This is a genomic window from Martelella mediterranea (assembly GCF_004342225.1).
GTDB lineage: Bacteria > Pseudomonadota > Alphaproteobacteria > Rhizobiales > Rhizobiaceae > Martelella > Martelella mediterranea_B.
The window spans coordinates 21,375-46,514 of sequence record NZ_SMAR01000004.1 but is presented as its reverse complement, the minus strand read 5'-3'; the positions used below and the strand labels follow the sequence as shown (position 1 = coordinate 46,514).

Sequence of the window (25,140 nt, the reverse complement as noted above, 5' to 3'; positions counted from 1 at the left end):
CCCTCCTTACCGGTTCGCCGAATAGGTGAAGGCGGTCTGCAGCGCGAACATCACCCGGTCGAGGAAGAAGCCGATCAGGCCGATGGTGATCACCGCGACGATGATGCGGGCGAGCGAATCCGAGGAGCCGTTCTGGAACTCGTCCCAGACGAATTTGCCGAGGCCGGGGTTCTGGGCCAGCATTTCCGCGGCGATCAGCACCATCCAGCCAACACCGAGCGAAAGCCGCATGCCGGTGAAGATCAGCGGCAGCGAGGACGGCAGCACCAGCTTGCGGATCGTCGTCCAGGTGGAAAGCTGCAGCACCTTGCCGACATTGACGAGATCGCGATCAATGGAAGCGACACCAAGGGCGGTGTTGATGATCGTCGGCCAGATGGAACAGAGCGTTACCGTGATCGCCGAGATCACCATCGACTTTGGCAGAAGGTCGTTCTGGCTTTCGTAAAGCGCTGCCACCACCATGGTCACGATCGGCAGCCAGGCGAGCGGCGAGACCGGCTTGAACAGCTGGATCAGCGGATTGATCGCGCCCTCGAAGGTCTTCGACAACCCGCAGGCTATGCCGACCGGAACGGCAATCACCGTGCCGATGAAGAAACCGAGCGCGACCGTCAGCAGCGAGGTCCAGATCTGGTCCAGATAGGTCGGCTTGCCGGTATAGGGCCGCACCTTCACCCGGTCGCCATAGCCTTCGGCGATCAACATCTGGTTGCGCTCGTCCTGCCGGGCGTAGAATTCCTCGGCCTTCTGCCGTTCAGCGAAATGATCGTCCATCAGCACCTCGGCCTGCTGGAACACCGCCGCCGGGCCGGGGATCGCGCCGAGCGAGGTATGGACCTTCGGCGCCAGGAATGCCCAGGCCGCCAGAAACGCCAGAATGCCGATCATGGGCACAAGCAGCATCTGCTTCAGATCCGCCCATTGTTCCGACGGCGTGTCGCCGGCGGCGAGTTTCAGGAGCGGCACCACGAAGCCGAGGCCGAACGGGGCGAGCACCTTGCCCGCCCGGTTGATCCGGGCGATGCGCCGTTCGCGCCGGGCGGCGATTTCGGGGTCCATCAGGTCTGTGGCAATGGTCATAACGTCTGAGCCTTTCCTGTCCGTGCTGGTGTCAATCGCGCTCAGCGTCCGGCAATCTTGTTGCCGTCGATAATCTCTTCCCCCTTCAGTCCGATTGGAACGCTTTCGAGATAGGCGTTGGGATGGCGGCCGTCATAGGTCACGCCGTCGATGAATTCGTTTGTTGCGGGCTTGTAGCCGTCGGTGTCGAACGGGAAGTCGGCTTCCGTGGCATGGCCCTCGTCGATCAGCTGGCGGGCGGCCTCCAGATAGATATCCGGCAGATAGACCGAGCGTGCGACCTCGTCATACCAGCCGTCTTGCTGCGGCTCGGCGATCTGGCCCCAGCGGCGCATCTGCGTCAGGTACCAGACGGCATCGGAATAATAGGGATAGGTAGCGTAGTGGCGGAAAAAGACGTTGAAGTCCGCAGCCAGGCGCGTGTCGCCCTTCTCATATTCGAAGGTGCCGGTCATCGAATTGGCGATCACCTCGGCATCCGCCCCGACATATTCCGGCCGCGACAGGATTTTGACCGCTTCCTCGCGATTGGCGTTGTTGTTTTCATCGAGCCACATGGCGGCGCGGATCAGCGCCTTGGTAAGACCCAGCGTCGTCTGCGGATATTTTTGCGTGAATTCCTCTGTCAGGCCGAACACCTTTTCCGGATTGTTCTTCCAGATGTCGTAATCGGTGACGACCGGCACACCGATGCCCTTGAACACGGCCGCCTGGTTCCACGGCTCGCCGACGCAGTAGCCATCGATGGTTCCCGCTTCCATCGTCGCCGGCATCTGCGGCGGCGGGGTGACGGAAAGCAGCGCATCGGCCTGGATCTGGCCGGAAATATCGCCCGGCGAGTAATAGCCGGGATTGATGCCGCCGGCCGCCAGCCAGTAGCGCAGTTCGTAATTATGGGTGGAGACCGGGAAGACCATGCCCATCTTGAACGGCTTGCCCTCGGCCTTGTAGGCCTCGACCACCGGCTTCAGCGCATCGGCGCTGATCGGGTGTAGCGACTTGCCATCGGGGCCAGCAGGAATGTTTTCCTTCATCTGAACCCAGACCGCATTGGAGACCGTGATCGCATTGCCGTTGAGGTCCATCGAGAACGGCGTGACGATATGCGCCTCGGTGCCATAGCCGATGGTTGCCGCCAGCGGCTGGCCGGCCAGCATATGCGCGCCGTCGAGCTCGCCGGTGATCACCCGGTCGAGCAGGACCTTCCAGTTCGCCTGCGCCTCAAGCGTCACGTATAGGCCCTCATCCTCGAAAAAATGCATCTCCTTGGCAATTGCCAGCGGCGCCATGTCCGTCAGCTTGATGAAGCCAATGGTCAGTTCGTCCTTTTCCGGAAACAGCATTTCGGCATGGGCGCTCGCGGCCGTGACGGCGAGCGAACAAAGCATGGTGACGGAGCAAAGGAAATGGCGCATGGCGTCCTCCAAATGGATCGGGAATGTCGGAAAAACGAAAAAAGCCGCCTAACGGTCCTCGTGCCAGTTGTGGCGCGATTGCGTTGGCGGCGTTGCCTGGCACCCTCCATTGGGCACCGAATTCTTGAGGCTTATGGAAACACACTATGCCGCTTCAGACAAGCGGCATCGGCAGATTTTTGCATAAAAAATGTATGAATCGGAAAACAGACTAAAATTTATGCAAATGCACCCGAAAGGCGCATAAAATACGGGCTCAGATCGCCGCCTTCTGCTTATCGATATAGGCACCCACCTGATCGGGATCGAAGGTCTGCCCGTCGAAAAAGCCGTCGGGACCGAGGATGAGACCGCCGGCGCTCGCCCCCACCGGCGTCGGCGCCTTCAACGCGCCTTCCACCTTCAGGCTGGCCCCCGGCAAGGGCGTGTGCAACGGCTGGAGCGCCTTGCGATAGATATCCGGCCGATAGCTCATTTTCGCGATCTCGGCGTTTTCGGCCGAATGATCGCAAAGCCCCCAGCGCACAAGCTGGCTGTAGAACCACAGTGCATGGCTCTGCCAGGGAAAGGTCGCGGCCTTGGCGGATGTCAGAAAGAAATCCTCGACCGTGGTTTGCGCCTTGTCGCTGATCGCCAGCGTTCCGGAGAACAGAGGCTCGAGCATCGCCCGGTCGACATCGAGATGGCCCGGCTCGGCGAGGATCGCGGCCAGTTCCGGGTGGTTTTCCGGCGCGGCCGCCCATTGCGAGGCCCGGTAGAGCCCGCGCAGCAACGCCGCCACGGTCTCCTCGTTGGCCTCCACGAAATCGGCCGGCAGCGCCAGCACCTTTTCCGGGCTGGAGCGCCAGATCTTCGCCTTGACGGTGACGATCCGCGCCGCCCCGCGCCGCGCGGCAATCGTGTTCCACGGCTCGCCGGCGCAGTAACCGTCGATCCGCCCGGCTTCCACCGCATCCGGCATGAAGGGCGGCGGCAGCACCACGATCTCGATATCCCGGTCCGGGTCGATGCCGTTGGCCGCCAGCCAGTAGCGCAGTTCGAGATTATGCCCGGAAAACACGTAGACGACCCCGAAACGCAGCGGCGGCAGGCCTTCAGCCTTTCTCGCCGCAATCACGCGTTTCAGCGCCGCACCGGCTTTGGCCGGGTCAAGATCGCTCTCATCGCCCTCCGCTTCCATCGCAGCGCCGAGCCCCGCCGACACCGTCACCGCATTGCCGCCGAGCCCGAGCGCAATCGGCGCCATCAGTTTCGGCGCCAGCGGAAACAGGCCGAGATTGGCGGCAATCGGCATCGGCGCCAGCACATGGGCCGCCTGCAGACTGCCGACGGCCAGCCGGTCGCGGATCGCGCTCCACGAGGTTTCCCGGGTGAGGCGGACATTCAGCCTCTCCTCGACGAAAAAGCCCTTCGCCTCCGCCGCCAGAACGATGGCGCTGTCGAGAAGCGGCACAAATCCGATTGAAAGGTCCTGCATCTTCATCTCTCCAGCATCTCGAACGTCATGATCAGGCTTTGCGCCACATCGACAATCTTGCGGTTCTGATCCATCGCCGTGCGCCGCAGCAGCGCATAGGCCTTTTCCTCGTCCATGCCCCGCGATTTCATCAAAAGCGCCTTGGCGCGGTCGACCACCTTGCGGTTTTCGAGTTGGCTCTTCGCCGCCTCAAGCTCCTGCGCCATGCGCGAAAAGGCGTTGAAACGGGAGATCGCCATGTCGAGGATCGGCTTGACCCGCTCCTGCTTCAGCCCGTCGACGACATAGGCCGAAACCCCGGCCTCCACGGCGGCGTGGATGGTTTCGGCATCGGACCGGTCGACGAACATCGCAATCGGCTTTTTCACCGTGCGCGACAGCACGAACAGGCTTTCGAGCATGTCCCGATTGGGGTTTTCGATGTCGATCACGATCACGTCCGGCGACAAGCGCTCGATCGGGCGGGCGACGCCGACCAGTTCCTCGACCACGGTCACATTGTGGTGGCCGGCCTTGAGCAGGCCGTCCCGGATAATGGCGGCGCGGATCGCGTTTTCATCGATGACAAGGATCGCCAGATCACTGGTGTTCATGAGGCGGCTTCCGCAATAGGTTCAGTAGACATCGCGCATATAGCGTTTTTCCCGGACGAGCGTCTTAACGTAGCCTTCGGCGGCCGCTTGCGAAAGCCCGCCATGGGTCTCGGCAATCGCCCGAAGTGCTGCATCCACATCCTTCGCCATGCGGCTGGCATCGCCGCAGACATAAAAATGCGCGCCCTCCTCCAGCCAGTTCCAGATTTCGCGCCCGTTTTCCGCCATGCGGTGCTGGACATAGATCTTCTCCGCCTGGTCGCGCGAAAAGGCGGTGTCGAAGCGGGTCAGCAACCCGCCCTTCAGCCAGGCCTCGATTTCGTCGCGATAATAATAGCCGCTGTCACGCGATTGCTCGCCGAAGAAGAGCCAGTTCGCCCCGCCCGCGCCTGCCGCCTCCCGGTCCTGCAAAAAGGCGCGGAAAGGCGCGATGCCGGTGCCCGGGCCGACCATGATTGCCGGGGTGTCTGGATCGGCGGGCGGGCGGAAATGCGCCTGTTTCTTCACCGAAACACGCACCGGCTCGGCCGCCGCCCTGTCCGCCAGAAACGCCGAGGCGACGCCCTTGCGGCTTTTGCCATGGCGGGCATGGCGCAGCACCGAAACCGTCAGGTGAATTTCATCCGGGCTCGCCTTCGGGCTGGAGGCAATCGAATAGAGCCGCGGCTTGAGCTTTTTCAGATGGTCGCAGAACGCCTGCCCGTCGACGGGTTTCGGCGCGATGGCGACAATGTCGGCGATCTGCCGACCCCACAGCCAGTCATTGAGGGCTTTCCGGTCGGCCGAATTTGTCAGCGCCTTCAGCGTTTCATGGCCACTGAAATCCGCCCACCATTTTAGGAAATCCGGATGCGGCTGACCGATCTCGAAATGATCGCGCAATGCCTCCCCAATGCCGATATCGTGGCCGTTGATGCCGGAAATCGGCGTTTCCGCCGGCAATTGCAGAGAGGTCAGGATTTCCTCGACAAGCTCGGGACAGTTGCGCGGCATGATGGAAAGCGCGTCGCCCGCCTCGTAATCCGCCGCGCCATCGACCCGGAAGCCGAACTGGCGCACCTCCTTGGCGCTGCCGGACCCGCTCAAAAGCCGGTTGACGCTGAGCCTGGCCGCAACGGTCTGCGGCGGTTTCCGCCCATTGGATCGGACGGCGGTTTCAGCCGAAGCCGAGACGCCATTCGAAGACCCGGAAAGAGCGGCCATCGCCGCTGAAACCGCGTCCCCCTCCTCGCCCGCATCCAGCGTGCGGCATGCCGCCAGACGCACGCCGCCGAGCGCTTCGAGCCGGTCATCCAGTTTCCGGCCGAAGCCGCAGAATTGATCATAGGAACTGTCGCCCATCGCCACCACGGCGTAGCTGAGGTCCTCCAGTCGCGGCGCATCCTCGCGCAAGAGCGCCGCCCAGAAATCGTCCGCATGATCGGGCGGATCGCCATCGCCGAAGGTGCTGACGATGAAAAGTACTGGCTCCTTTGTCGCAAGGTCATGCGGCGAGACCGCGTCGAGCGGACGCAATGCCGCGCGGTACCCCGCCGCGCCAAGCGCGTCGCAAAGATCGGCGGCCGCCATTTCGGCAGTCCCCGTCTGCGAGGCGAATAACACGGAGACACCGGGCCTTGACGGGTTCGGGTCCGGCTGCGCGTCCTTGCCTTCCGCCAACACCGGCACGGCCTCGACCTTGCCCCGCGCAACCACCGGCGCATCGGGCTCCGCCGCCGCCACGCGGGCGAGCGCAACCGCCGTCACCTTGAACTCCGGCTGGAGCGATATCGGATCGACGGCATCGCCGGTCACCGCATTGACCGCCAGATCATCGCCGAACACATCGTTCCAGTGAAACGGCGCAAACAGCGCGCCCGGCGAAACCCGGTCGGTCACGATGGTAGGCAGTATCGCCATGCCATGGCGCGAGCAAACCGAAACCCGGTCACCCTCGCCGATCGCAAGCGCCGCCGCATCGGCCGGGTTGATCTCGACGAACGGCGCGGCATTGAGCTTGTTCAACCGGGCGACCTTGCCGGTCTTGGTCATCGTGTGCCACTGGTGCTGCAGCCGGCCAGTATTGAGAATGAACGGATAGTCGCCATCCGGCATTTCGCGCGGACCGGCATGCGGCCGCGGCCATAACTTCGCCCGACCGCTTTCGGTGGCGAATGTCAATCCTCTGTCAGGCGCGCGGTAGCGGATCGGATTGCGCGTCGTGGCTTGCCCGGTCTCGGATGCCGGCCACTGGATGCTGCCTTCCCGCAGTCGTTCATGCGTGACGCCGGAAATATCGTAGCCCGTCGCGGCGTTGGAAAACTGCCGGATTTCCTCGAAAACCTCCGCTGCGCTGTCATAGGTGAAGGCTGCCTCATAGCCCATGGCGCAGGCGACTTTCGCGATGATCTGCCAGTCCGGCAGCGCCTCGCCCGGCGGCTTCGCTGCCGCCGCCGTCAGCGCCATGTTGCGCTCGGAATTGACCATGACGCCATCGGCCTCGAAGGAGACCGCCGCCGGCAGGAGGATATCGGCGTAAGGCGTGGTTTCGGTCTCGGCATAGGCATCCTGCACCGCGACGAATTCGGCGCTCTCAAGCGCCGCCGTCACCGTTTTGCGGTTGGCGACGCTGGCGACAGGATTGGTGCAGATGATCCAGGCGGCGTTGATCGCGCCCGCCGCCATCGCCTCGAACATGGCGATGGTACCGGTGCCTTCCTCGGCGCGGATGGTGCCGGCTGCAAGTCCCCACTGCTCTTCGCAATAGCGCCGGCCAACCTCCACCAGCGCCGAACGCTGCCCCGGCAGCCCCGGCCCCATATAGCCCATCTCGCGCCCGCCCATGGCATTCGGCTGGCCCGTCAGCGAGAAGGGTCCGCTGCCCGGGCGACAGATTTTTCCCATGGCCAGATGCAGATTGCAGATCGCATTGGTGTTGAACGTGCCCTGGACCGACTGGTTCAACCCCATGGTCCAGAACGTCATGAATTCGCCGGCGGCAAGCACCATGTCGGCAGTCGCCCTGATGTCCTCCACGGTGAGACCGGTGATGGCCGCGACCCGCTCCGGCGGATAGTCCGCGAGAAAGGCGGGCATACCCTCCCAGCCGTCTGTGTGGGCGTCGATAAAGGCCTGATCGATGCCGCCCGCTTCGACGATCAGATGCAGGATGCCGTTCAGCAGCGCGAGGTCGGATCCGGGTTTCGGCGCGAGATGCAGATCGGCCTTCTCGGCGGTGGCCGTGCGGCGTGGATCGACGACGATCAGCTTTGCGCCCTGTTTCATCCGGTCCATCATCCTGAGAAACAGGATCGGGTGGCAATCGGCCATGTTCGAGCCGATCACCAGAAACAGATCGGCCTTCTCGATATCGTCATAAGAACCCGGCGGCGCGTCCGCGCCGAGCGACAGCTTGTAGCCGGAGCCGGCGCTTGCCATGCACAGCCTGGAATTGGATTCGATGTGGCGGGTGCGCAGAAAACCCTTGGCGAGCTTATTGGCGAGATACTGCGCCTCCATCGACATCTGGCCGGAGACATAGAGCGCAACCGCGTCCGGCCCGTGTTCATCGGCGATGGCGCGCAAACGCTGCGCCGTCTCGGCGATGGCGGTCTCGATAGACGCGGTTGCGGGCACAACATCCGCCTCCCGCCGGACCAGCGCTGTTTCGAGACGGCCCAGCGCTGAGATGGCCTCATGCGCGGTCTTGCCCTTGGTGCACAGCCGCCCGCGATTGGCAGGATGCTCCCTGTCGCCGGAAAGCCGGACAATCCGCCCGTCCTCGACATCGAGCACCACGCCGCAGCCGACGCCGCAATAGGGACAGATGCTTTTGACGGTCTCTACGCCCATCGCCGCCCCCCGCCTTGAAGAGGGACGATTGACGGGTACCGGAAATGACGCGCAGAATGGATCATAGGCCGGGGTGGCATCGGCTTTCCTCGCTGTCTAAAATGAAAACAAAAAAGCCGCGGCATCGTTCGAAGCGCTCCCTTTCAAGGAAACGGTTCTCGGATCCGCAGCTTTGCGATGGAATGCCCGCCATTGGACATTGATAGGTTCAACGATAGTCCGACACGCGGCGACTTTCAAGCCCGACCGCCGAATTGTGGAGGCGGGCTGCCACAAGGGAGGATGACAGCGCGATGCCGGTAAAGATCAAACGGGTCTATGCCGAACCCGACCAGGCGGACGGCCTGCGCGTTCTCGTGGACCGGCTCTGGCCGCGCGGCCTTGCAAAGGACAAGGCCTGCGTCGATCTCTGGGCCAAGGAGGTCGCGCCCTCAGGCGACCTGCGCAAATGGTTCGCGCACAGAAAAGACCGGTGGGAGGATTTTCAACGGCGCTATCGCGCGGAGCTTGCGGAAATCGCCGCGCTTGATGAGCTTTGCGCAAGGAGCGAGAAACACACCGTGACCTTGCTCTATGCCGCCCGCGACGAATGCATCAACCACGCGCGGGTCCTCGCGGCCGTCATCGCGGAAAGGAGCGGCCGCCACGCCGAGACGGATCAGCCGGACGAAGACGCGGTGGAAGTGTCGTCCCCGCCCTGTTTTCTGCACGAGCTGGACCCGGCCTGGCTGGGAACGGAACGTCGCGACGACAGCGGCAAGCCGGCAGATCCCGAAGCCGACGGACAGCCCTCGCACAAGAAAACTGGCCGTTCGCAATAGAGCGCTTCCGCTTTTCCTGGAAACGCTTTAGCGCTCAGGCCGACCGCCCGCCAGACGAGACGATGGTGAACTCGTCGTCCTCGATCATACCATCCTCGCGCACGGTCAGCCGCCAGCGGCGATTGCCGATGCGGAAGGAGAGACGCCAGCGCCCCGCATCCTCGCCGTCGCCGCGTTCCACCGAAGACCGCACCTGCCCGCGCGCCGTCATCGCGCGCAGATCATCGACGCCAAGGCCGAAGCGGCGGGCGAGCCGCTCCGCGCCGATTTCGAACTGGCCGTCCGCATTGCGTTCGATGAAGGTCCCGGTTTCCTGGGCGCTCATGGTTTCGCCTCGTTTGCCGGGCGGGCAAGATCGGCATACCCAATCGGGCAGAGCCCCGTCGTATCCTCGCCGCGATGAAAACCGATCGCCAGACGGAAGGAATGGGCAATCCGCATGGCCCTGTCGAGAAACAGCGACGCCACTTCTTCCGGGCAGGTCGCATCCACGGTTTCGGCAAAAAGCTGCAGCCAGCGGTGAAAATGCCGTTCCTCGATGTCGGGGATCGCCAGATGCGGCGGCAGCGGGCGGCCCTGATAGCGCGCGGTGCGCAACAGCGTCGCCGACCAGAAATCGCACATGCGCTGAAGATGGCGCGGCCAGTCATCGGCGGCGATGCGGCTGTTGAACACCGGCCCGAGCAGCGCGTCCTCGCGAATCCGGTCGTAAAAGCCGTGCACGACATCGCGGATCATCGCCTCGTCCAGAACCTCGGGAAGCGGCCTGCCGTCGATGATCACGGTGCGCTCCGGCGCGGGACGTCCTCTCATGTCTTAAGCTCCTTTTTATGACCGACTTCAGCCCGGCGGCCGGTGCGCCTTGATCCGTGCCGGATCGGTCTCGATCCGGCCGGCGCCGATTAGGTCGAGACAATAGGGGACCGCCGGGAAAACCGCATCAAGGCAAAGCCTTATCGAGGCCGGGCGGCCCGGCAGGTTGACGATCAGGCTTTTTCCGCGCACGCCGGCGGTCTGGCGCGAGAGAATGGCGGTCGGCGCCTGTTCCAGGCTGATGCGCCGCATGAGTTCGCCGAAGCCCGGCAGTTCCTTCTGCATTACAGCCAGCATCGCCTCCGGCGTCTCGTCGCGGGGCGCAGGGCCCGTGCCACCAGTGGTGAGGATCAGGTCGGCGCGAACAGTGTCGCAGAGCTCCGTCAGCGTATCCCGCACCGAGGCGACGCCGTCCGGGATGATGACGCGGTTCAGCGCATAGGGTGACGTGACGGTCTCCGCCAGCCAGGTTTCGATCATGGCGCCGCTTTGATCTTCATATTCGCCACGGCTGGCGCGATCGGAAATGGTCAGTGCAACGATCAGCATCTCATCCTCCTAGCACGGACATCGTCCGCCCGATGCCCTCGACTCGGGTCTTCGCAATCGAAAAGGCATGTCCCTCGGGCTTCATCGCCACCGCGCGCGAGATCAGCGCATCGACCGGCGTATCGTCGTCACTCGTTCGCAACGCATCCCTGAGACCGACCCGGCCTTCGTCACCCATGCAGGTGTAAAGATCGCCGGTGGCGCTGACGCGCAGGCGATTGCAGGCGGCGCAAAAACCGCAGGAAAGCGGCGTGATGAACCCCAGAATGCCGCCCGTTTCCGCGACCCGCACATAACGCGCCGGACCACCGCTTTTCAAGGCAAGCGGCTGAAGCGTCCAGCGCTTCGAAAGTGTGTTTCGAAGTTGCGAAAGCGACAGAAAACTCTCCCGGCGGTCATGCCGCCCTTCGCCAAGCGGCATTTCCTCGATCAGCGTCAGGTCCATGCCCCGTTCATGAGTAAAGCGGATCAGGTCGTCCACCTCCTGCTCGAAGGCGCCGCGCATCGCGACCGCATTGATCTTGACCCTGAGGCCTGCCGCTTGCGCCGCCGCCAGGCCGGCAAAGACCCGCTCGATGCGGCCCCAGCGCGTGATCGCCTGATAGCGCTCGGGATCGAGCGTGTCGAGCGAGACATTGACCCGGCGCACGCCGTGGGCAAACAGCGCCTCCGCGTAGCGGTCCAGCAGCGTGCCATTGGTCGTCAGCGTCAGCTCGTCGAGCATGCCGCGCTTCAGATCCGCGCCGAGCATGGCAAACAGCGCCATGATGTTCTTGCGCACTAGCGGCTCGCCGCCGGTGATCCTGATCTTGCGCACCCCGCGCGCCATGAAGATGCGGGACAGCCGGTAAAGTTCCTCAAGGTCGAGGATTTCACGACGCGGCAAAAACGTCATGTTCTCGGACATGCAATAGGTGCAGCGCAGGTCGCAGCGATCCGTCACCGAAAGCCGGAGATAGGTCGCGGTCCGACCGAAGCCGTCGACCAGCGGGCGCGGTACGGCCCCTTCTATCGTGCGTTCATGCCGCATCGCGCACCTGCCTCGCCCGGGCAATGGCGTCACAACACCATTGCAGAACGGCGTCGGTTTCCGGCGGCAGAGGCTCAGAAAGACCGCCTGAAAATGCCCCCCAGCCATCGAGATATGGTTGCTTGACCGAGGTCAGGATCGGCACACCCGCCATGAAAGCCGCCTCGAAAACCGAACGCAGCCCGCCGCCCTGCTCTTCCCCTTTTCCGAAACGATTGAGAATGAGGAGGTCCGGCCGCGTCCTGATCCGGCCCTCGGCAAAAACAGCGGCGTCCGAAAGCGCGTTGAAATCCAGCCTGCAGCCGCGCGCATGGGCCCCGAGCGCCTGCATGATCTGCCAGCGTCTGCCGGTGGCGATGTCCTCAAGATCGACCGCGCCGCAGCACTGGCCTTCATCCTTTTCGGCATGCTGAATGAAGCCTTCGACGCGATGCCCCTTGGCCACGAGCCGCCGCGCGACCGCTTCGAGAACGCGGTCGGCGGCATCATCCTGCAAGAATGGGATGAAGCCCAGCGGCTTGCATTCACCCATCGCTCCTTTTCCGTCCACCATCACAAACCCCTTTGCCTTATTGCACCAGCGGACCATCGGCGCCGGCGATTTCGATGCCCTCGATTTCGGCTTCCGCCGCCAGCACGGCGATGAACTGCTGCACCGCCTTCGACCATGACGCGGCCTCCAGCCAGGCGGCGATGCGCGGCTTAACCGCCTCGAAGGGCAATTGCGCGCCCTCGATCCGGCGATCCATGCGGATAATGTGGAAGCCATAGCGGGTTTCAACTGGCGAGGTGACCATCTCGCCCTCCGGCAGCCGCATCAGCACCGCCTCGAATTCCGGCACGGTACTGCCCGGCGAAAGCTGGCCGAGATTGCCGCCCTGTTGCGCTGATGGACAGGCCGAGCGCGCCCGCGCCAGCTCACTGAAACCAACGGCACCAGCCGAAAGGTCCGCAATCATCTGCTCCGCCTCGGCGCGCGCCTGCCGCCGGGCGGCCTCGTCGGCCGGGTCTGCGGCAAGCAGGATATGACGTGCCTCGAAGATCGGCTCCGAGCGGAAACGGGCCCGGTTGTTGTCGTAGAACCGGCGGCATTCCGCCTCGCCGGCAGAGGGCACGTCGACCGTTGTCTCGATCAGCGCCCGGATTGCCGCATCCTCGGCGGTCTCGGTCTTCCCGTCTGCGGTTGTCTCCGGCGTGCCGGTCACCTGTTCTTCCGCGGCCTTTTGCAGCAGCAGTTCGCGGATGACGAGCGCCTCAGCCGCAGCCCTCAGCGCCGCGCCGGGATTGTCTGCCGGGTGGTTCTGGGCCTCTGCAAGGATGGCGCTTTCGGCAATCGCGATGCCGTTGACGGAAATCTCGGAAAACACCGGCCGCGCCTTGGGCGGGATTTTCGTATCGACGGCCTGATAGCCGCTGCCGGGTCCGGCGCCGGCGGTCGTCGGCTGTTGCGGTGTGAAAAGATTGACCATTTCGCGTTACTCCGCCGGTTTGCCATTGATGCGCGAGCCATCGCCCTTCTGGCGGGCGACCTGATAGCCCGGCCTCCAGATGTAGCGCACCGGCGCGCTCAGCATATGCACCAGCCGGGTGAAGGGGAAGACGAGCAGGATGGTGAGGCCCAGGAAAATATGCGCCTTGAAGATCCACGCGGCATCGGCGACGTAGGACGAGGCGGCGAAGTTGAAGGTGAAAATGCCCTGCGCCCAGCTCATGAATTTCACCATTTCATGGCCGTCGAGATGGTGCAGCGACACCGGGATCGTGCCGAGGCCGAGCAGGAGCTGCAGCCAGAGCAGGATGATGATCATGGTGTCGCTGAAGGTCGAGGCGGCGCGCACCCGCGCATCGAACAGCCGGCGATGGACAAGCAGGGTCGCGCCGACGATGCCCATCACCCCGGCAATGCCGCCGGCGACAACGGCCAGCAACTGCTTGGCCCCGTGGCTGATGCCGAGCGCATCGAAGATCCAGATCGGCGTCAAAAGCCCGACGAGATGGCCGACGAAGATGACCAGCACGCCGACGTGAAACAGCACCGAACCCCAGATGAGCTGTTTTCGCCGCAGCAGTTGCGACGAGCCGGAGCGCCAGGAATAGGGTTCGCGGTCATAACGGATGACGGTCCCGAGGATCAGCACCGTGAGCGCGATATAGGGGTAAATGCCGAAAACCAATGTGTTGAGATAGGCTGACATGGTCTGTCTCCTAGTTCTGTGCGGAACCGGCGACATCGCCGGGTTGACGCTCTGAAGCGCGCATGCGGGTTCGAAGCCAGTCCGGCCCGCACGCGCCCTCGCCGGCGTTGCCGCCGAAGGTGACGGCTTCTTCCTCCCAGATGCGGTCAAGTGCCGTGAGGTCGTCGGGATCGTCTTCGGGTGCGGCCATCAGTTCCTTCAGAAGCTTCTGGTCGGCCTCAGCCGATGACAGCAAGGAAAGCGTGGCAAAGGCCGAGGCATAGACGGATTCACGCTTCCTCAGCCGCTCGCCGATCGCCTCGATGATATGCGCCGTCTGGCCAAGCAGGTCTTCCGCCTCCGCCCTGGGGCGGGTGGAGAGAAACTCCAGAAACAGCGGCAGGTAGTCCGGCAGTTCCTTCGCGTCGATCTCAAAACCGCCCGTCTCGTAAAGCGCCATCAGGTCGACCATGGCCTGTCCGCGATCCCGGCTTTCGCCGTGGATATGCTCGAAGAGATGCAGCGACAGCGCGCGGGTGCGGTCGAAGAGATGGACGTAGCGCTCCTGGACCTCATAGAGATCGCGGCCGGTCAGGTCGTCGATCAGCCGACCCAGAGCGACAGCAACGGCTTCCGGCACCGCCGAGGATGCCAGCGCGGCCTTCAGTTCCGGCAATTCATCCAGCAGTTCCTTCTCCGGATAGGACAGAAGCAGCGAGGTGATTTTCAGCGCGATATTCATCAGACCTGCTCCTTGAAGATGTCGGTCGGCGTCTGCACCACCTTGCGCCGGCCGGCGCCGAAGAGTTCCGTTTCGGAATTGCCGCCCGAGCAGCCATTGCCGAAGGAGAAGCCGCAGGAGCCGCGCACGTCGTAAGCGTCCTCGGAAACCTCGCGATGGGTGGTTGGGATGACGAACCGGTCCTCGTAATTGGCAATTGCCATCACGTGGTACATGTCCTCGATCATCTGGCCGGTGAGACCGACGCGTTCGGCAATCGCCTTGTCATCGACCCCGTCGACGGTTTTCGAACGCATATAGGCGCGCATGGCGAGCATGCGTTCCAGCGCCGTCACCACCGGCTCCTCCTTGCCCGCCGTCAAAAGGTTGGCGAGGTAGCGCACTGGAATGCGCAGCGACTTCACATCCGGCATATCGCCATCGAGGCCGAGCTTGCCGGCTTCGGCGGCGGACTGGACCGGCGAGAGCGGCGGCACATACCAGACCATCGGCAGGGTGCGGTATTCCGGGTGCAGCGGGAAGGCCACCTTCCAGTCGATCGCCATCTTGTAGACCGGCGAATTCCGCGCCGCCTTCAGCCAGTCTTCCGGCACGCCGTCCTTGCGGGCCTGTTCGATGACTTCCGGGTCGTTCGGATCGAGGAACACCTTGAGCTGTTCTTCATAGAGATCCAGCTCGTTCGCTGTCGAGGCGGCTTCCGAAATCCGGTCGGCATCGTAGAGAATGACGCCGAGATAACGGATACGGCCGACGCAGGTTTCCGAGCAGACCGTCGGCTGTCCGGCCTCGATGCGCGGATAGCAGAAGATACACTTTTCCGATTTTCCGGAATTCCAGTTGTAATAGATTTTCTTGTAGGGACAGCCGGAGACGCACATGCGCCAGCCGCGGCACTTCTCCTGGTCGATCAGGACGATGCCGTCATCCTCGCGCTTGTAGATCGCGCCTGATGGACAGGCCGCCACGCAGGTGGGGTTCAGACAGTGCTCGCAAAGGCGCGGCAGATACATCATGAAGGTATTTTCGAACTGGCCGTAGATTTCCTTCTCGACGCCCTCGAAATTCACGTCCTTGGAGCGCTTCTCGAATTCGCCGCCCAGGATTTCCTCCCAGTTCGGCCCCCATTCGATCTTCTCCATCCGCTCGCCGGTCAGCTTCGAACGCGGCCGTGCCGTCGGCATGGTCTTGCTCTCGCCGGCGGTCTGGAGATGGCCGTAGTCGAAATCGAACGGCTCGTAATAATCGTCGATTTCCGGCAGGTCCGGATTGGCGAAGATCTTGGCGAGGATGCGCCATTTGGCGCCCATCTTCGGCTCGATCTTGCCGTTCTTCTTGCGGACCCAGCCACCGTTCCATTTCTTCTGGTTTTCCCATTCCTTGGGAAAGCCGATCCCCGGCTTGGTCTCGACATTGTTGAACCAGGCGTATTCAACGCCCTCGCGGTTCGTCCAGACATTCTTGCAGGTGACGGAGCAGGTGTGGCACCCGATGCATTTATCGAGGTTCAACACCATGCCGATCTGTGCGCGGACCTTCATTCTGCGGCCTCCTTTCCAGCAAGGCTTGGGATCTCGTCCATCCAATCGACATTTTCGAGCTTGCGGACGACGACGAATTCATCGCGGTTGGCGCCGACGGTTCCGTAGTAGTTGAAACCGTAGGCCTGGTGGGCGTAACCGCCGATCATGTGGGTCGGCTTCGGGATCACGCGGGTGACGGAGTTGTGAATGCCGCCGCGCTGGCCGGTCAGCGGCGAGCCAGGCGTATTCACGATCTTTTCCTGCGCGTGGTACATGAAGATCGTGCCGTCCTTCATGCGCTGCGAGACCACCGCACGGGCGACCAGCGCGCCGTTGGCGTTGTAGACCTCGACCCAGTCGTTATCGACGATGCCGGCGCGGGCGGCATCCGGCTCCGAAATCCACACCACCGGGCCGCCGCGATTGAGCGTCAGCATCAGGAGGTTGTCGGTATAGGTGGAGTGGATGCCCCATTTCTGGTGCGGGGTGATGAAGTTCAGCACCAGATGCGGCTGGCCGTCGAGACGCGCCTCGATTGCCGGCGTCACGGTTCCGGTATCGATCGGCGGGCGGTAGACGCAGAAGGCCTCACCGAAGGCCCGCATCCAAAGATGGTCCTGATAGAGCTGCTGACGGCCCGAAAGAGTCCGCCACGGGATCAGCTCGTGGACATTGGTGTAGCAGGCGTTGTAGCAGACCTTCTCCGATTCCAGCCCCGACCATGTCGGCGAGGAAATGATCTTGCGCGGCTGGGCAACGATATCGCGGAAGCGGATCTTTTCGTCCTCTTTCGGAAGAGCGAGATGGGTGTGGTCGCGCCCGGTGATGACCGAGAGCGCCTCCCAGGCCTTGACCGCGACCTCGCCATTGGTCTCCGGCGCAAGCGACAGGATCACCTCGGTGGCGTCGATATCGGTCTCGATCTTCGGACGGCCCTTTGAGGCCCCCTCTTCCGTCACCGTGCCGTTCAGCTTGCCGAGGAGGCCAACTTCATGCTCGGTGTTCCACGAAATCCCCTTGCCGCCGTTGCCGAGCTTTTCCAAAAGCGGGCCGACGGAGGTGAAGCGCTTGTAGAGATTGGGATAATCCCGCTCGACCACGGCAACCGTCGGCATGGTCTTGCCCGGAACCGGGTCGATTTCACCCTGTTTCCAGTCCTTCACATCGAAGGGCTGGGCCAGTTCGCCGGGCGTGTCGTGCAGGGTCGGCACCAGCACGATATCCTTTTCGACGCCCAGCACTTCCGGCGCGACCTCGGAAAACGTCTTTGCGATGCCCTTGAAAATCGCCCAGTCCGAGCGCGACTGCCAGGCCGGATCGGCAGCGCTGGTCAGCGGGTGGATGAAGGGGTGCATGTCGGAGGTGTTGAGGTCGTTCTTCTCGTACCATGTCGCCGTCGGCAGAACGATGTCTGAATAGACGCAGGTGGTCGACATGCGGAAGTCGAGGGTCACCAGCAGATCGAGCTTTCCTTCCGGCGCCTCGTCATGCCAGACGGCTTCCTTCACCTCCTGACGGCCCTCGTCGCCGAGATCCTTGCCAAGCAGGCCGTGTGATGTGCCAAGCAGGTGTTTCAGGAAATATTCGTGCCCCTTGCCCGATGAGCCGAGCAGGTTGGAGCGCCAGACGAACATGTTGCGCGGCCAATTCTCCTCCGCGTCGGGGTCCTCGCAGGACATGGAAAGCGTGCCGGATTTCAACGCATCGGCGACATAATCCGCAGGCTTTTGGCCCGAGGCTTCCGCCGCGCGGGCGACCTCCAGCGGGTTGGTGCGCAATTGCGGGGCCGATGGCAACCAGCCCATGCGTTCGGCGCGGATGTTGTAATCGATCAGCGTCGCATCCCACGGGCCTTCCGGCGCGGTCGGCGACAGCAGCTCGTTGACCTTCACCGTCTCGTAGCGCCACTGATCGGTATGGGCGTAGAAGAACGAGGTCGAGTTCATGTGGCGCGGCGGGCGCTGCCAGTCGAGTCCGAAAGCGAGCGGCAGCCAGCCGGTTTGGGGCCTCAGCTTTTCCTGGCCGACGTAATGGCTCCAGCCGCCGCCGGACTGGCCGATACAGCCGCACATCACCAGCATGTTGATGATACCACGGTAGTTCATGTCCATGTGGTACCAGTGGTTCAGACCGGCGCCGAGAATGACCATGGAACGGCCATTGGTCTTTTCAGCGTTGCCCGCGAAGGCGCGGGCGGTCGCGATGATCTGCTCGCGCGGAACGCCGGTGATCTTTTCCGCCCATGCAGGCGTGTAGGGCGTTCCATCGTCAAAGGAGCTTGCGACATTGTCGCCGCCGAAGCCATGGTCGAGGCCGTAATTGGCGACGAACAGGTCGAAGACTGTGGCAACCACCGCCTCGCCCTCTGCCAGCGCCACACGGCGAACAGGCACCTTGCGTGCCAGAACGTCGTCATGGTCGGTGCCCTCAAAATAGTCATGCGCGCGGCTACCGAAATAGGGAAAGGCGACGTCCTCGACGCCGTCATGCTTTTCGGCAAGGCTCATGACCAGATCGATGTCGCTGCCTGCGCCATCCTTCTGCTCGAGGTTCCACTTGCCTTTCTCGCCCCAGCGATAGCCCGCCGACCCGCGCGGCGCGACGACATCGCCGGTCTTCGCGTCGAAGCCGACCGTCTTCCATTCGGGATTGTTCGCCTCGCCGAGGCCGTCCCTGAAATCGGAGGCGCGGAGGAAGCGTTCCGGCACGAGGCGGCCGTCCTTCTTCACCAGCCGCACCAGCATCGGCATGTCGGTGTAGCGGCGACAGTAATCGTCGAAATAGTCGACCTTCCGGTCGAGGTGATATTCGCGCAGAATCACATGGCCGAGCGCCATGGCGAGCGCCGCGTCGGTTCCCTGTTTCGGGTGCAGCCAGAGATCGGAGAATTTTGCGGCTTCCGAATAATCCGGCGACACGACCACCGACTTCGTGCCCTTGTAGCGCACTTCCGTATAGAAGTGCGCGTCGGGCGTGCGGGTCTGGGGCACGTTAGAACCCCAGAGCATCAGGAATCCGGCATTGTACCAGTCGGCCGATTCCGGCACGTCGGTCTGCTCGCCCCAGGTCATCGGCGAGGCCGGCGGCAGGTCGCAATACCAGTCGTAAAACGACATGCAGGTGCCGCCGAGCAGCGACAGGTAGCGGGACCCGGCCGCGTAAGAGACCATCGACATCGCCGGGATCGGCGAAAATCCGATGACGCGGTCGGGCCCCCACCTCTTCGCGGTATAGGCATTCGCCGCCGCGATGAGCTCGTTGACCTCGTCCCAGGTGGCGCGCACGAAGCCGCCGAGGCCGCGCACCTTGATGTATTCGGCCCGCTTTGCCGGATCGTTTTGGATTGCGCTCCAGGCCGCGACCGGGCTCTTGTCGGCGCGCTCCTTGCGCCAGAGCTTCAGGAGCCGCGCCCGGATCAGCGGGTATTTCACCCGGTTGGCCGAATACATGTACCAGCTGTAGCTCGCGCCGCGCGAACAGCCGCGCGGTTCGTGATTGGGCATGTCGGGCCGGGTGCGCGGATAATCGGTCTGCTGGGTTTCCCAAGTGACGATCCCGCCCTTGACGTAGATCTTCCACGAACAGGAGCCCGTGCAGTTCACGCCATGGGTGGAACGCACGATCTTGTCGTGCTGCCAGCGCTTGCGATAGGCGTCCTCCCAATCGCGATTTTCATTGGTGGTGACGCCGTGACCGTCGGAGAATGTGTCGACATTCTTGCGTGCCAGAAAGTTGAGGCGGTCGAGGAGAAGAGACATGATCCGTTCCTTTGTTTCGGGCGATTAGCAGGGCACCGGCGCATTGCGGCGGGTGTAGTAGAAGAAGGTCAGCACGGCGCAGATGACGTAGAAGATGCCGAAGCCCCACAGCGCCATGTCCGGTCCACCGGTCATCGAAATCGAGGTGCCGTAGGATTTGGGGATGAAGAATGCGCCATAGGCGGCAATCGCGGAGGTGAAGGCGATGATCGCCGCACTCTCGCGGTCCGTCTGCTTCTGCAGCGCGCCCGCATCCAGTTCCGGCATCAGGCGCGGCACTTCGCGGCGCATGATTGCCGGGATCATCTGGAAGGTCGACGCATTGCCGACGCCGGTGAGGAAGAACAGCGCCATGAAGCAGGCGAAGAAGGCCCAGAAATTGTCACCCACCCCGTCCTGCGGCAGGAATTGCAGCACACCGACGACGGCGACGAACATGCCGACGAAGGTCCAGAAGGTGACCCGTCCACCGCCGAAACGGTCGGAAATCCAGCCGGTGCCCGCCCGGCTCAGCGCGCCGACCAGCGGGCCGAGGAAGGCGTAGGACAGCGCGTTGACCTCCGGGAACTGGGTCTTCATCAGCAGCGGGAAACCCGCCGAATAGCCGATGAACGAGCCGAATGTGCCGGTATAGAGAATGCACATGATCCAGTTGTGGAAGCGCGAGAAGATCACCGCCTGATCGGCAAAGGAGGCCTTGGCCGAGGCAATATCGTTCATGCCGAAATAGGCGGCAATGGTGGCGGCGATGATGAACGGCACCCAGACAAAGCCGGCATTCTGCAACCACAGCTTGCCGCCATCGGACAGCACCTGCGGCTCGCCGCCAAGCGCGCCGAAGACGCCCATCGTGATGACCACCGGCACCAGGAACTGCATGACCGAGACCCCGAGATTGCCAAGACCGGCATTCATGGCGAGCGCATTGCCCTTTTCGGCCTTGGGGAAGAAGAAGCTGATATTGGCCATGGACGAGGCGAAATTGCCGCCGCCGAGACCGCAAAGAAGCGCCAGAACGAGGAAGATCAGATAGGGCGTTTCCGGGTTCTGCACGGCATAGCCGATGCCCATGGCCGGCAGCAGCAGCGAGGCGGTGGAAAGCGTGGTCCACAGACGTCCGCCGAAGATCGGCACCATGAAGGAATAGAAGATCCTGAGCGTGGCGCCCGAAAGCCCCGGCAGCGCCGCCAGCCAGAACAGCTGGGCGTCGGTGAACTCGAAGCCGATGGCCGGAAGCCGCGCGACCACGACCGACCACACCATCCAGACCGAAAAGGCCAGAAGCAGCGCGGGAATGGAGATCCACAGATTGCGCTTGGCGACCTTCCGGCCGGTCTGCTCCCAGAAGGTCTTGTCTTCCGGGTTCCATTCGGTGAGCGTCGCCGCCGACGTCTTCGGCGTCATCCCCTCGAATTCCGGCAGTTCCGGCAAGGTATCGGTCGTCGTCCGGTTGCGGCGCTCCATCTGTCGGATGGAGAGATGCATCCAGGTCAGGGCGACGAGCACAAGCAGGAACAGGAAGGCGAAGCAGGTGGTGTAGACGCCGGTCAGATCCAGCAGCGTGCCGAACACGATCGGCAGGACGAAGCCGCCGAGACCGCCGATCATGCCCACGAGACCGCCAACCGAGCCGACATTGTCGGGATAATAGACCGGGATATGCTTGTAGACCGCCGCCTTGCCGAGGCTCATGAAGAAGCCGAGACAGAAGATCATCAGCACGAAGGCGCCAAAGCTCATCGCCGTCGAGAAGATTATGTCGCCGCCCTTGGCATGGATCGTGTAGCTCGTCGGCGGGTAGGACAACATGAACAGCAGAAGCAGCGCGAAGCCGAAGGTCCAGTACATCACCGAGCGCGCGCCGAACCGGTCCGAGAGATGACCGCCATAGGCGCGGAACAGGCTGGCCGACAGCGAGAAGGCGGCCGCCGCCATGCCCGCGGTGCGGATATCGACGCCATAGACATCGACCAAATAATGCGGCAGCCACAGCGCCAGCGCGACGAAGGCGCCGAAGACGAAGAAATAATAGAGCGAGAAGCGCCAGACCTGCAGGTTCTTCAGCGGCGCGAGCTGGGCCGCGACCGTGGTGGCTTTCGCTCCGCTGCGGCGGCGGGCCTCGAACACCGGATCATTTTTGGAAAAAACGAAGAAGATGACGGCGATCGCCGCAAGCGCGAAGGCCCAGACATTGGCGACCGCCTGCCAGCCGAAGGCCACCATGACGAAAGGCGCGCCGAATTTGGTCACCGCCGCGCCGACATTGCCGGCGCCGAAAATGCCGAGCGCAGTGCCCTGCTTTTCCGGCGGATACCAGTGCGAGACATAGGTGACGCCAACCGCGAAGGAACCGCCGGCAAGGCCGACGCCAAGAGCGGCCAGCAGAAACAGCGGATAGGTTGTCGCGCTGGTCAGAAGAAAGGTCGCCGCGGCAGCCAGCAGCATCTGCAACGGAAACACCAGCCGTCCGCCATACTGCTCGGTCCAGATGCCGAGCATCAGCCGCGTCAGCGAGCCGGTCAGCACCGGCGTCGCTACCAGAATGCCGAACTGGGTTTCGGAGAGGCCGAGTTCACTTTTGATTTCGACCCCGATGATGGCGAAGATCGTCCAGACCGCGAAGCAGACCGTAAACGCCACCGTGCTGAGACAGAGCGCCCGACGCTGGTCGTTTCGCGAAACACCGTCAACTGCAGACATGAAATGCCCCCTAAGGCTCGAGCGGAAGCCCGCTCATTGAAAATTCTGCCTGAGAGCTAGAAGGTTTGGGAGGTGCTCGAAGTTGACCTAAGTCAAGGGTGACGGGTGGCGCGGAACAAACAAGTATCGCGGACGCAATTGCCTTCCCGCGCTGAAATCATCGTCAAATCGGCCTGTTGCGGATGCCGGCTGTTGCTGCTAAATTTATCAATTGAAGACACGAAAAAAATCAAGGCGATGTGATGCGGTCATCCGATTTGCCCGAGGTGCGGGCGCTCGGCCTGTTCAACAGCATGGGCGAGGAGAATTTCGAGGCGCTGATGCAGGCGGCCTATCTGCAGACCTTCCCGCCGCAGCTCGATCTCGTTCACGAGGGCGATCCGGCGGATTTCCTCTATGTCGTGATCGAAGGCTGCGTCGAGCTTTACGCCAATGCCAACCGCCGCGAGGCGACGATGGCGATGGTGCATCCGGTCAGCCCCTTCATTCTGGCCGCCGTGCTGAAGGATGCGGTCTATCTGATGTCGGCGCGCACGCGGGCGCGTTCGAAAATCCTGCTGATCCCGTCGGAAGACGTCCGCTCGATCTTCGAGCTCGACGACGCTTTCGCCCGGGCGATGGTGCTGGAGATGGCCGGCAGCTATCGCTACGTCATCAAGGAGCACAAGGGCCTCAAACTACGCAGTTCCGTCGAACGGCTGGCGAACATGCTGCTGCGCCAGGACCATGAATTCGGCGATGGCTCCGGCACCTTCGACCTGCCCTACGACAAGCGCACGCTCGCCTCTCTGCTCGGCATGACGCCGGAAAACCTGTCGCGCGCCTTCAACACGCTGAAGCCCTACGGCGTCGAGGTCGACGGCACGACCATCCGGCTCACCGACATCAAGGCGCTGAAAACGCTCGCCAAGCCGACGCCGCTGATCGACGACCCGAAAACCTGATGCCTTCCGGTCTGATCGCCTTTGATCGGGCGCGACATATTCGCCATCTGCTCGAAGCCGAATTGACCTTCGGATTAAAAGATGAATATTAAATATATCTTTTAATCCGGGCGCTGACAGGCATGCCGTTGCGCGCCCGACACGACTTTCGAGACACACAATGACGACAATGGCAAGACAGCGCTCATGGCAGGGACCGGCGATTTTCAGCTATGGCTTCAGACCCTTCTTCCTTTTCGGCGCGCTTGATGCCGCCCTCCTGATCGCGCTCTGGGTGCCTTGGTATCTGGGCTTTATCCAGGTGCCGAGCATGTTCGCGCCCGTCGCATGGCATGTCCACGAACTGCTTTACGGCTATGTTCCCGCGATCATCGCGGGCTTTCTTCTGACCGCCGTTCCCAACTGGACGGGCCGCCTGCCGGTGGTCGGCTGGCCGCTTGTGGGTCTCTTCGGCCTGTGGCTTGGCGGGCGTGTTGTCGTCGCCTTTTCGGCCTCGCTGACGCCCGCCCTTGTCTATCTTGCGGCTCTCACCTTTCCGCTGGCGCTGATCGGTTTTCTGACGCGGGAAATTCTGGCCGGACGCAATTGGCGGAACCTGAAGGTGATCGTGGTCCTTTCGCTGTTTACCGCCACGCAGGTCCTGTTCTACTACGAAAACATCCGCTACGGCACGTCTGTCTATGCCGAACGCGCCGCGATTGCCCTCGTCATCATGCTGATCCAGATCATCGGCGGCCGGGTTGTTCCAAGTTTCACCCGGAACTGGCTCAAGAAGCAGGGTTCTCCGGCGCTGCCGCCCGCTTTCGGCGAATTCGACCGGTTCGTGATGGTGATGAGCGCCGCCGGTCTCGGCGCATGGATCATGTTTCCCGCATTTGCCATGGAAGAGCCGGTGCTGGGCTTGCTTCTGATGGCCATCGGCGCCTTCAACCTGTTCCGGCAATGGCGCTGGCGACCGCTGCAAACCTTTGCCGAGCCGCTGGTCTTCATTCTGCATCTGGCGTTCCTGCCGGTCAGTCTCGGCTTCGTCTTCGCCGGCTATGCTGCCTTTACGGGCGATGGGGGCGCTGAAAGTGCGGCAATCCACTGCTGGACCGTCGGCGCCATCGGCGGCATGACGCTTGCGATCATGACCCGCGCCAGCCGCGGCCACACCGGCCATCCGCTGACCGCACCGCCGGCAACCGTGGCAATCTATCTGGCGATCATGACCGCACTGGTCCTGCGTCTTGTGGCTGCTTTCAATCCGGGCTGGACATTCACGCTGATGCCCCTTGCCGGTCTGGCGTGGGTTTTCGCCTTTGCCGGCTTCTGCATGGTTTACGGACCGATGCTGTTCAAGCCCCGCAGCTGAAACGGTTACAACCAGGCCATCGGATCGACGCCGATCAGCAGACGGTGTCCCTGCAACAGAAACCAGACATAGAAGGCCAGCCCAAGGCCCGTCCAGAGCCAGAAGTCTCGATCCATCCGCAGATGCGCGCGCCCTTCAATGAGCGCCAGAAATGGCACAACGGAGGTTTGCGCGCGCACCGTCGCCCACTCGCCATCGCCCAACCGGCGGCGCGCACGACGGTCGAGCACAGGTATTCCGGCAAGCGCGAGCAACCCCATGCCGCCAAACAGGATCAGCGATACGACATCCCCGTTCGGCGGAATATGCGTGCGGCACGACAATCAAGATGAGATT

General features: G+C 62.8%; 20 protein-coding genes. 3 read left to right on the top strand and 17 right to left on the bottom strand.

Features of this window, described 5'->3' with window-relative positions; all coding sequences use genetic code 11:
• Window positions 1-6: 6 nt before the first annotated feature.
• From EDC90_RS04005 to EDC90_RS03985, 5 genes are all read right to left on the bottom strand, one after another.
• Window positions 7-1,083 (bottom strand): ABC transporter permease, encoded by a 1,077-nt coding sequence (locus EDC90_RS04005; RefSeq protein WP_132308815.1) that lies wholly within the window; start codon window positions 1,081-1,083, stop codon window positions 7-9.
• Window positions 1,084-1,124: 41 nt separating this feature from the next.
• Window positions 1,125-2,498, bottom strand: a complete 1,374-nt coding sequence (locus EDC90_RS04000; RefSeq protein WP_132308813.1) for a CmpA/NrtA family ABC transporter substrate-binding protein — start codon at window positions 2,496-2,498, stop codon at window positions 1,125-1,127.
• A 256-nt stretch (window positions 2,499-2,754) separates the two neighbouring features.
• A complete protein-coding gene (locus EDC90_RS03995) occupies window positions 2,755-3,975 on the bottom strand; it encodes a CmpA/NrtA family ABC transporter substrate-binding protein (protein ID WP_132308811.1) in 1,221 nt (406 codons plus the stop codon).
• Between the two features lie 2 nt (window positions 3,976-3,977).
• Window positions 3,978-4,568 (bottom strand): ANTAR domain-containing response regulator, encoded by a 591-nt coding sequence (locus EDC90_RS03990; protein WP_132308809.1) that lies wholly within the window; start codon window positions 4,566-4,568, stop codon window positions 3,978-3,980.
• A 21-nt stretch (window positions 4,569-4,589) separates the two neighbouring features.
• Entirely contained in the window at window positions 4,590-8,399 is a 3,810-nt protein-coding gene (locus tag EDC90_RS03985) for a bifunctional nitrate reductase/sulfite reductase flavoprotein subunit alpha (RefSeq protein ID WP_132308807.1), read from the bottom strand.
• A gap of 293 nt (window positions 8,400-8,692) precedes the next feature.
• On the opposite strand from EDC90_RS03985, the gene EDC90_RS21490 reads away from it, so the two are divergent.
• A complete protein-coding gene (locus EDC90_RS21490; RefSeq protein ID WP_132308805.1) occupies window positions 8,693-9,220 on the top strand; it encodes a DUF488 domain-containing protein in 528 nt (175 codons plus the stop codon).
• A gap of 34 nt (window positions 9,221-9,254) precedes the next feature.
• On the opposite strand, the gene EDC90_RS03975 is transcribed toward EDC90_RS21490, so the two are convergent.
• The 11 genes from EDC90_RS03975 to EDC90_RS03925 are packed head-to-tail and all read right to left on the bottom strand — an operon-like array spanning window position 9,255 to window position 22,506.
• Entirely contained in the window at window positions 9,255-9,545 is a 291-nt protein-coding gene (locus EDC90_RS03975) for a DUF6522 family protein (RefSeq protein ID WP_132308803.1), read from the bottom strand.
• Entirely contained in the window at window positions 9,542-10,033 is a 492-nt protein-coding gene (locus tag EDC90_RS03970) for a group III truncated hemoglobin (protein ID WP_132308801.1), read from the bottom strand. Before EDC90_RS03970 ends, EDC90_RS03975 begins: the two co-directional genes overlap by 4 nt.
• A gap of 27 nt (window positions 10,034-10,060) precedes the next feature.
• On the bottom strand, window positions 10,061-10,582 hold the full coding sequence (mog, locus tag EDC90_RS03965) for a molybdopterin adenylyltransferase (RefSeq protein ID WP_132308799.1): 522 nt from the start codon (window positions 10,580-10,582) through the stop codon (window positions 10,061-10,063).
• Between the two features lies 1 nt (window position 10,583).
• Window positions 10,584-11,612, bottom strand: a complete 1,029-nt coding sequence (moaA, locus tag EDC90_RS03960; RefSeq protein ID WP_132308797.1) for a GTP 3',8-cyclase MoaA — start codon at window positions 11,610-11,612, stop codon at window positions 10,584-10,586.
• A complete protein-coding gene (locus EDC90_RS03955) occupies window positions 11,602-12,165 on the bottom strand; it encodes a DUF2478 domain-containing protein (protein ID WP_165972724.1) in 564 nt (187 codons plus the stop codon). The genes moaA and EDC90_RS03955 overlap by 11 nt, the downstream gene beginning before the upstream one ends.
• A gap of 16 nt (window positions 12,166-12,181) precedes the next feature.
• On the bottom strand, window positions 12,182-13,081 hold the full coding sequence (locus tag EDC90_RS03950) for a peptidylprolyl isomerase (RefSeq protein WP_132308793.1): 900 nt from the start codon (window positions 13,079-13,081) through the stop codon (window positions 12,182-12,184).
• A gap of 6 nt (window positions 13,082-13,087) precedes the next feature.
• Complete coding sequence (gene narI / locus EDC90_RS03945; RefSeq protein WP_132308791.1) at window positions 13,088-13,807, bottom strand: respiratory nitrate reductase subunit gamma; 720 nt, start codon at window positions 13,805-13,807, stop codon at window positions 13,088-13,090.
• 10 nt (window positions 13,808-13,817) lie between these two features.
• Entirely contained in the window at window positions 13,818-14,528 is a 711-nt protein-coding gene (gene narJ / locus EDC90_RS03940; protein WP_132308789.1) for a nitrate reductase molybdenum cofactor assembly chaperone, read from the bottom strand.
• The gene (gene narH / locus EDC90_RS03935; protein WP_132308787.1) at window positions 14,528-16,066 is read right to left on the bottom strand and encodes a nitrate reductase subunit beta; all 1,539 of its coding nucleotides are present in this window, start codon (window positions 16,064-16,066) and stop codon (window positions 14,528-14,530) included. Before narH ends, narJ begins: the two co-directional genes overlap by 1 nt.
• Window positions 16,063-19,806, bottom strand: a complete 3,744-nt coding sequence (locus EDC90_RS03930; RefSeq protein WP_132308785.1) for a nitrate reductase subunit alpha — start codon at window positions 19,804-19,806, stop codon at window positions 16,063-16,065. The genes narH and EDC90_RS03930 overlap by 4 nt, the downstream gene beginning before the upstream one ends.
• 24 nt (window positions 19,807-19,830) lie before the next feature.
• Window positions 19,831-22,506: a nitrate/nitrite transporter gene (locus tag EDC90_RS03925; RefSeq protein WP_132308783.1), complete on the bottom strand. Its 2,676-nt coding sequence runs from the start codon at window positions 22,504-22,506 to the stop codon at window positions 19,831-19,833.
• A 242-nt stretch (window positions 22,507-22,748) separates the two neighbouring features.
• Here EDC90_RS03925 and EDC90_RS03920 point away from each other — a divergent pair, with 242 nt between their 5' ends.
• Together EDC90_RS03920 and EDC90_RS03915 are read left to right on the top strand one after the other, a co-directional pair.
• Complete coding sequence (locus EDC90_RS03920; RefSeq protein ID WP_132308781.1) at window positions 22,749-23,450, top strand: helix-turn-helix domain-containing protein; 702 nt, start codon at window positions 22,749-22,751, stop codon at window positions 23,448-23,450.
• 160 nt (window positions 23,451-23,610) lie between these two features.
• Window positions 23,611-24,804, top strand: a complete 1,194-nt coding sequence (locus EDC90_RS03915) for an NnrS family protein (RefSeq protein WP_132308779.1) — start codon at window positions 23,611-23,613, stop codon at window positions 24,802-24,804.
• Between the two features lie 5 nt (window positions 24,805-24,809).
• Here EDC90_RS03915 and EDC90_RS03910 read toward each other — a convergent pair whose 3' ends face one another.
• Window positions 24,810-25,127, bottom strand: coding sequence for an NnrU family protein (locus EDC90_RS03910; RefSeq protein ID WP_245510927.1), 318 nt, complete (start codon window positions 25,125-25,127; stop codon window positions 24,810-24,812).
• Window positions 25,128-25,140: the final 13 nt, after the last annotated feature.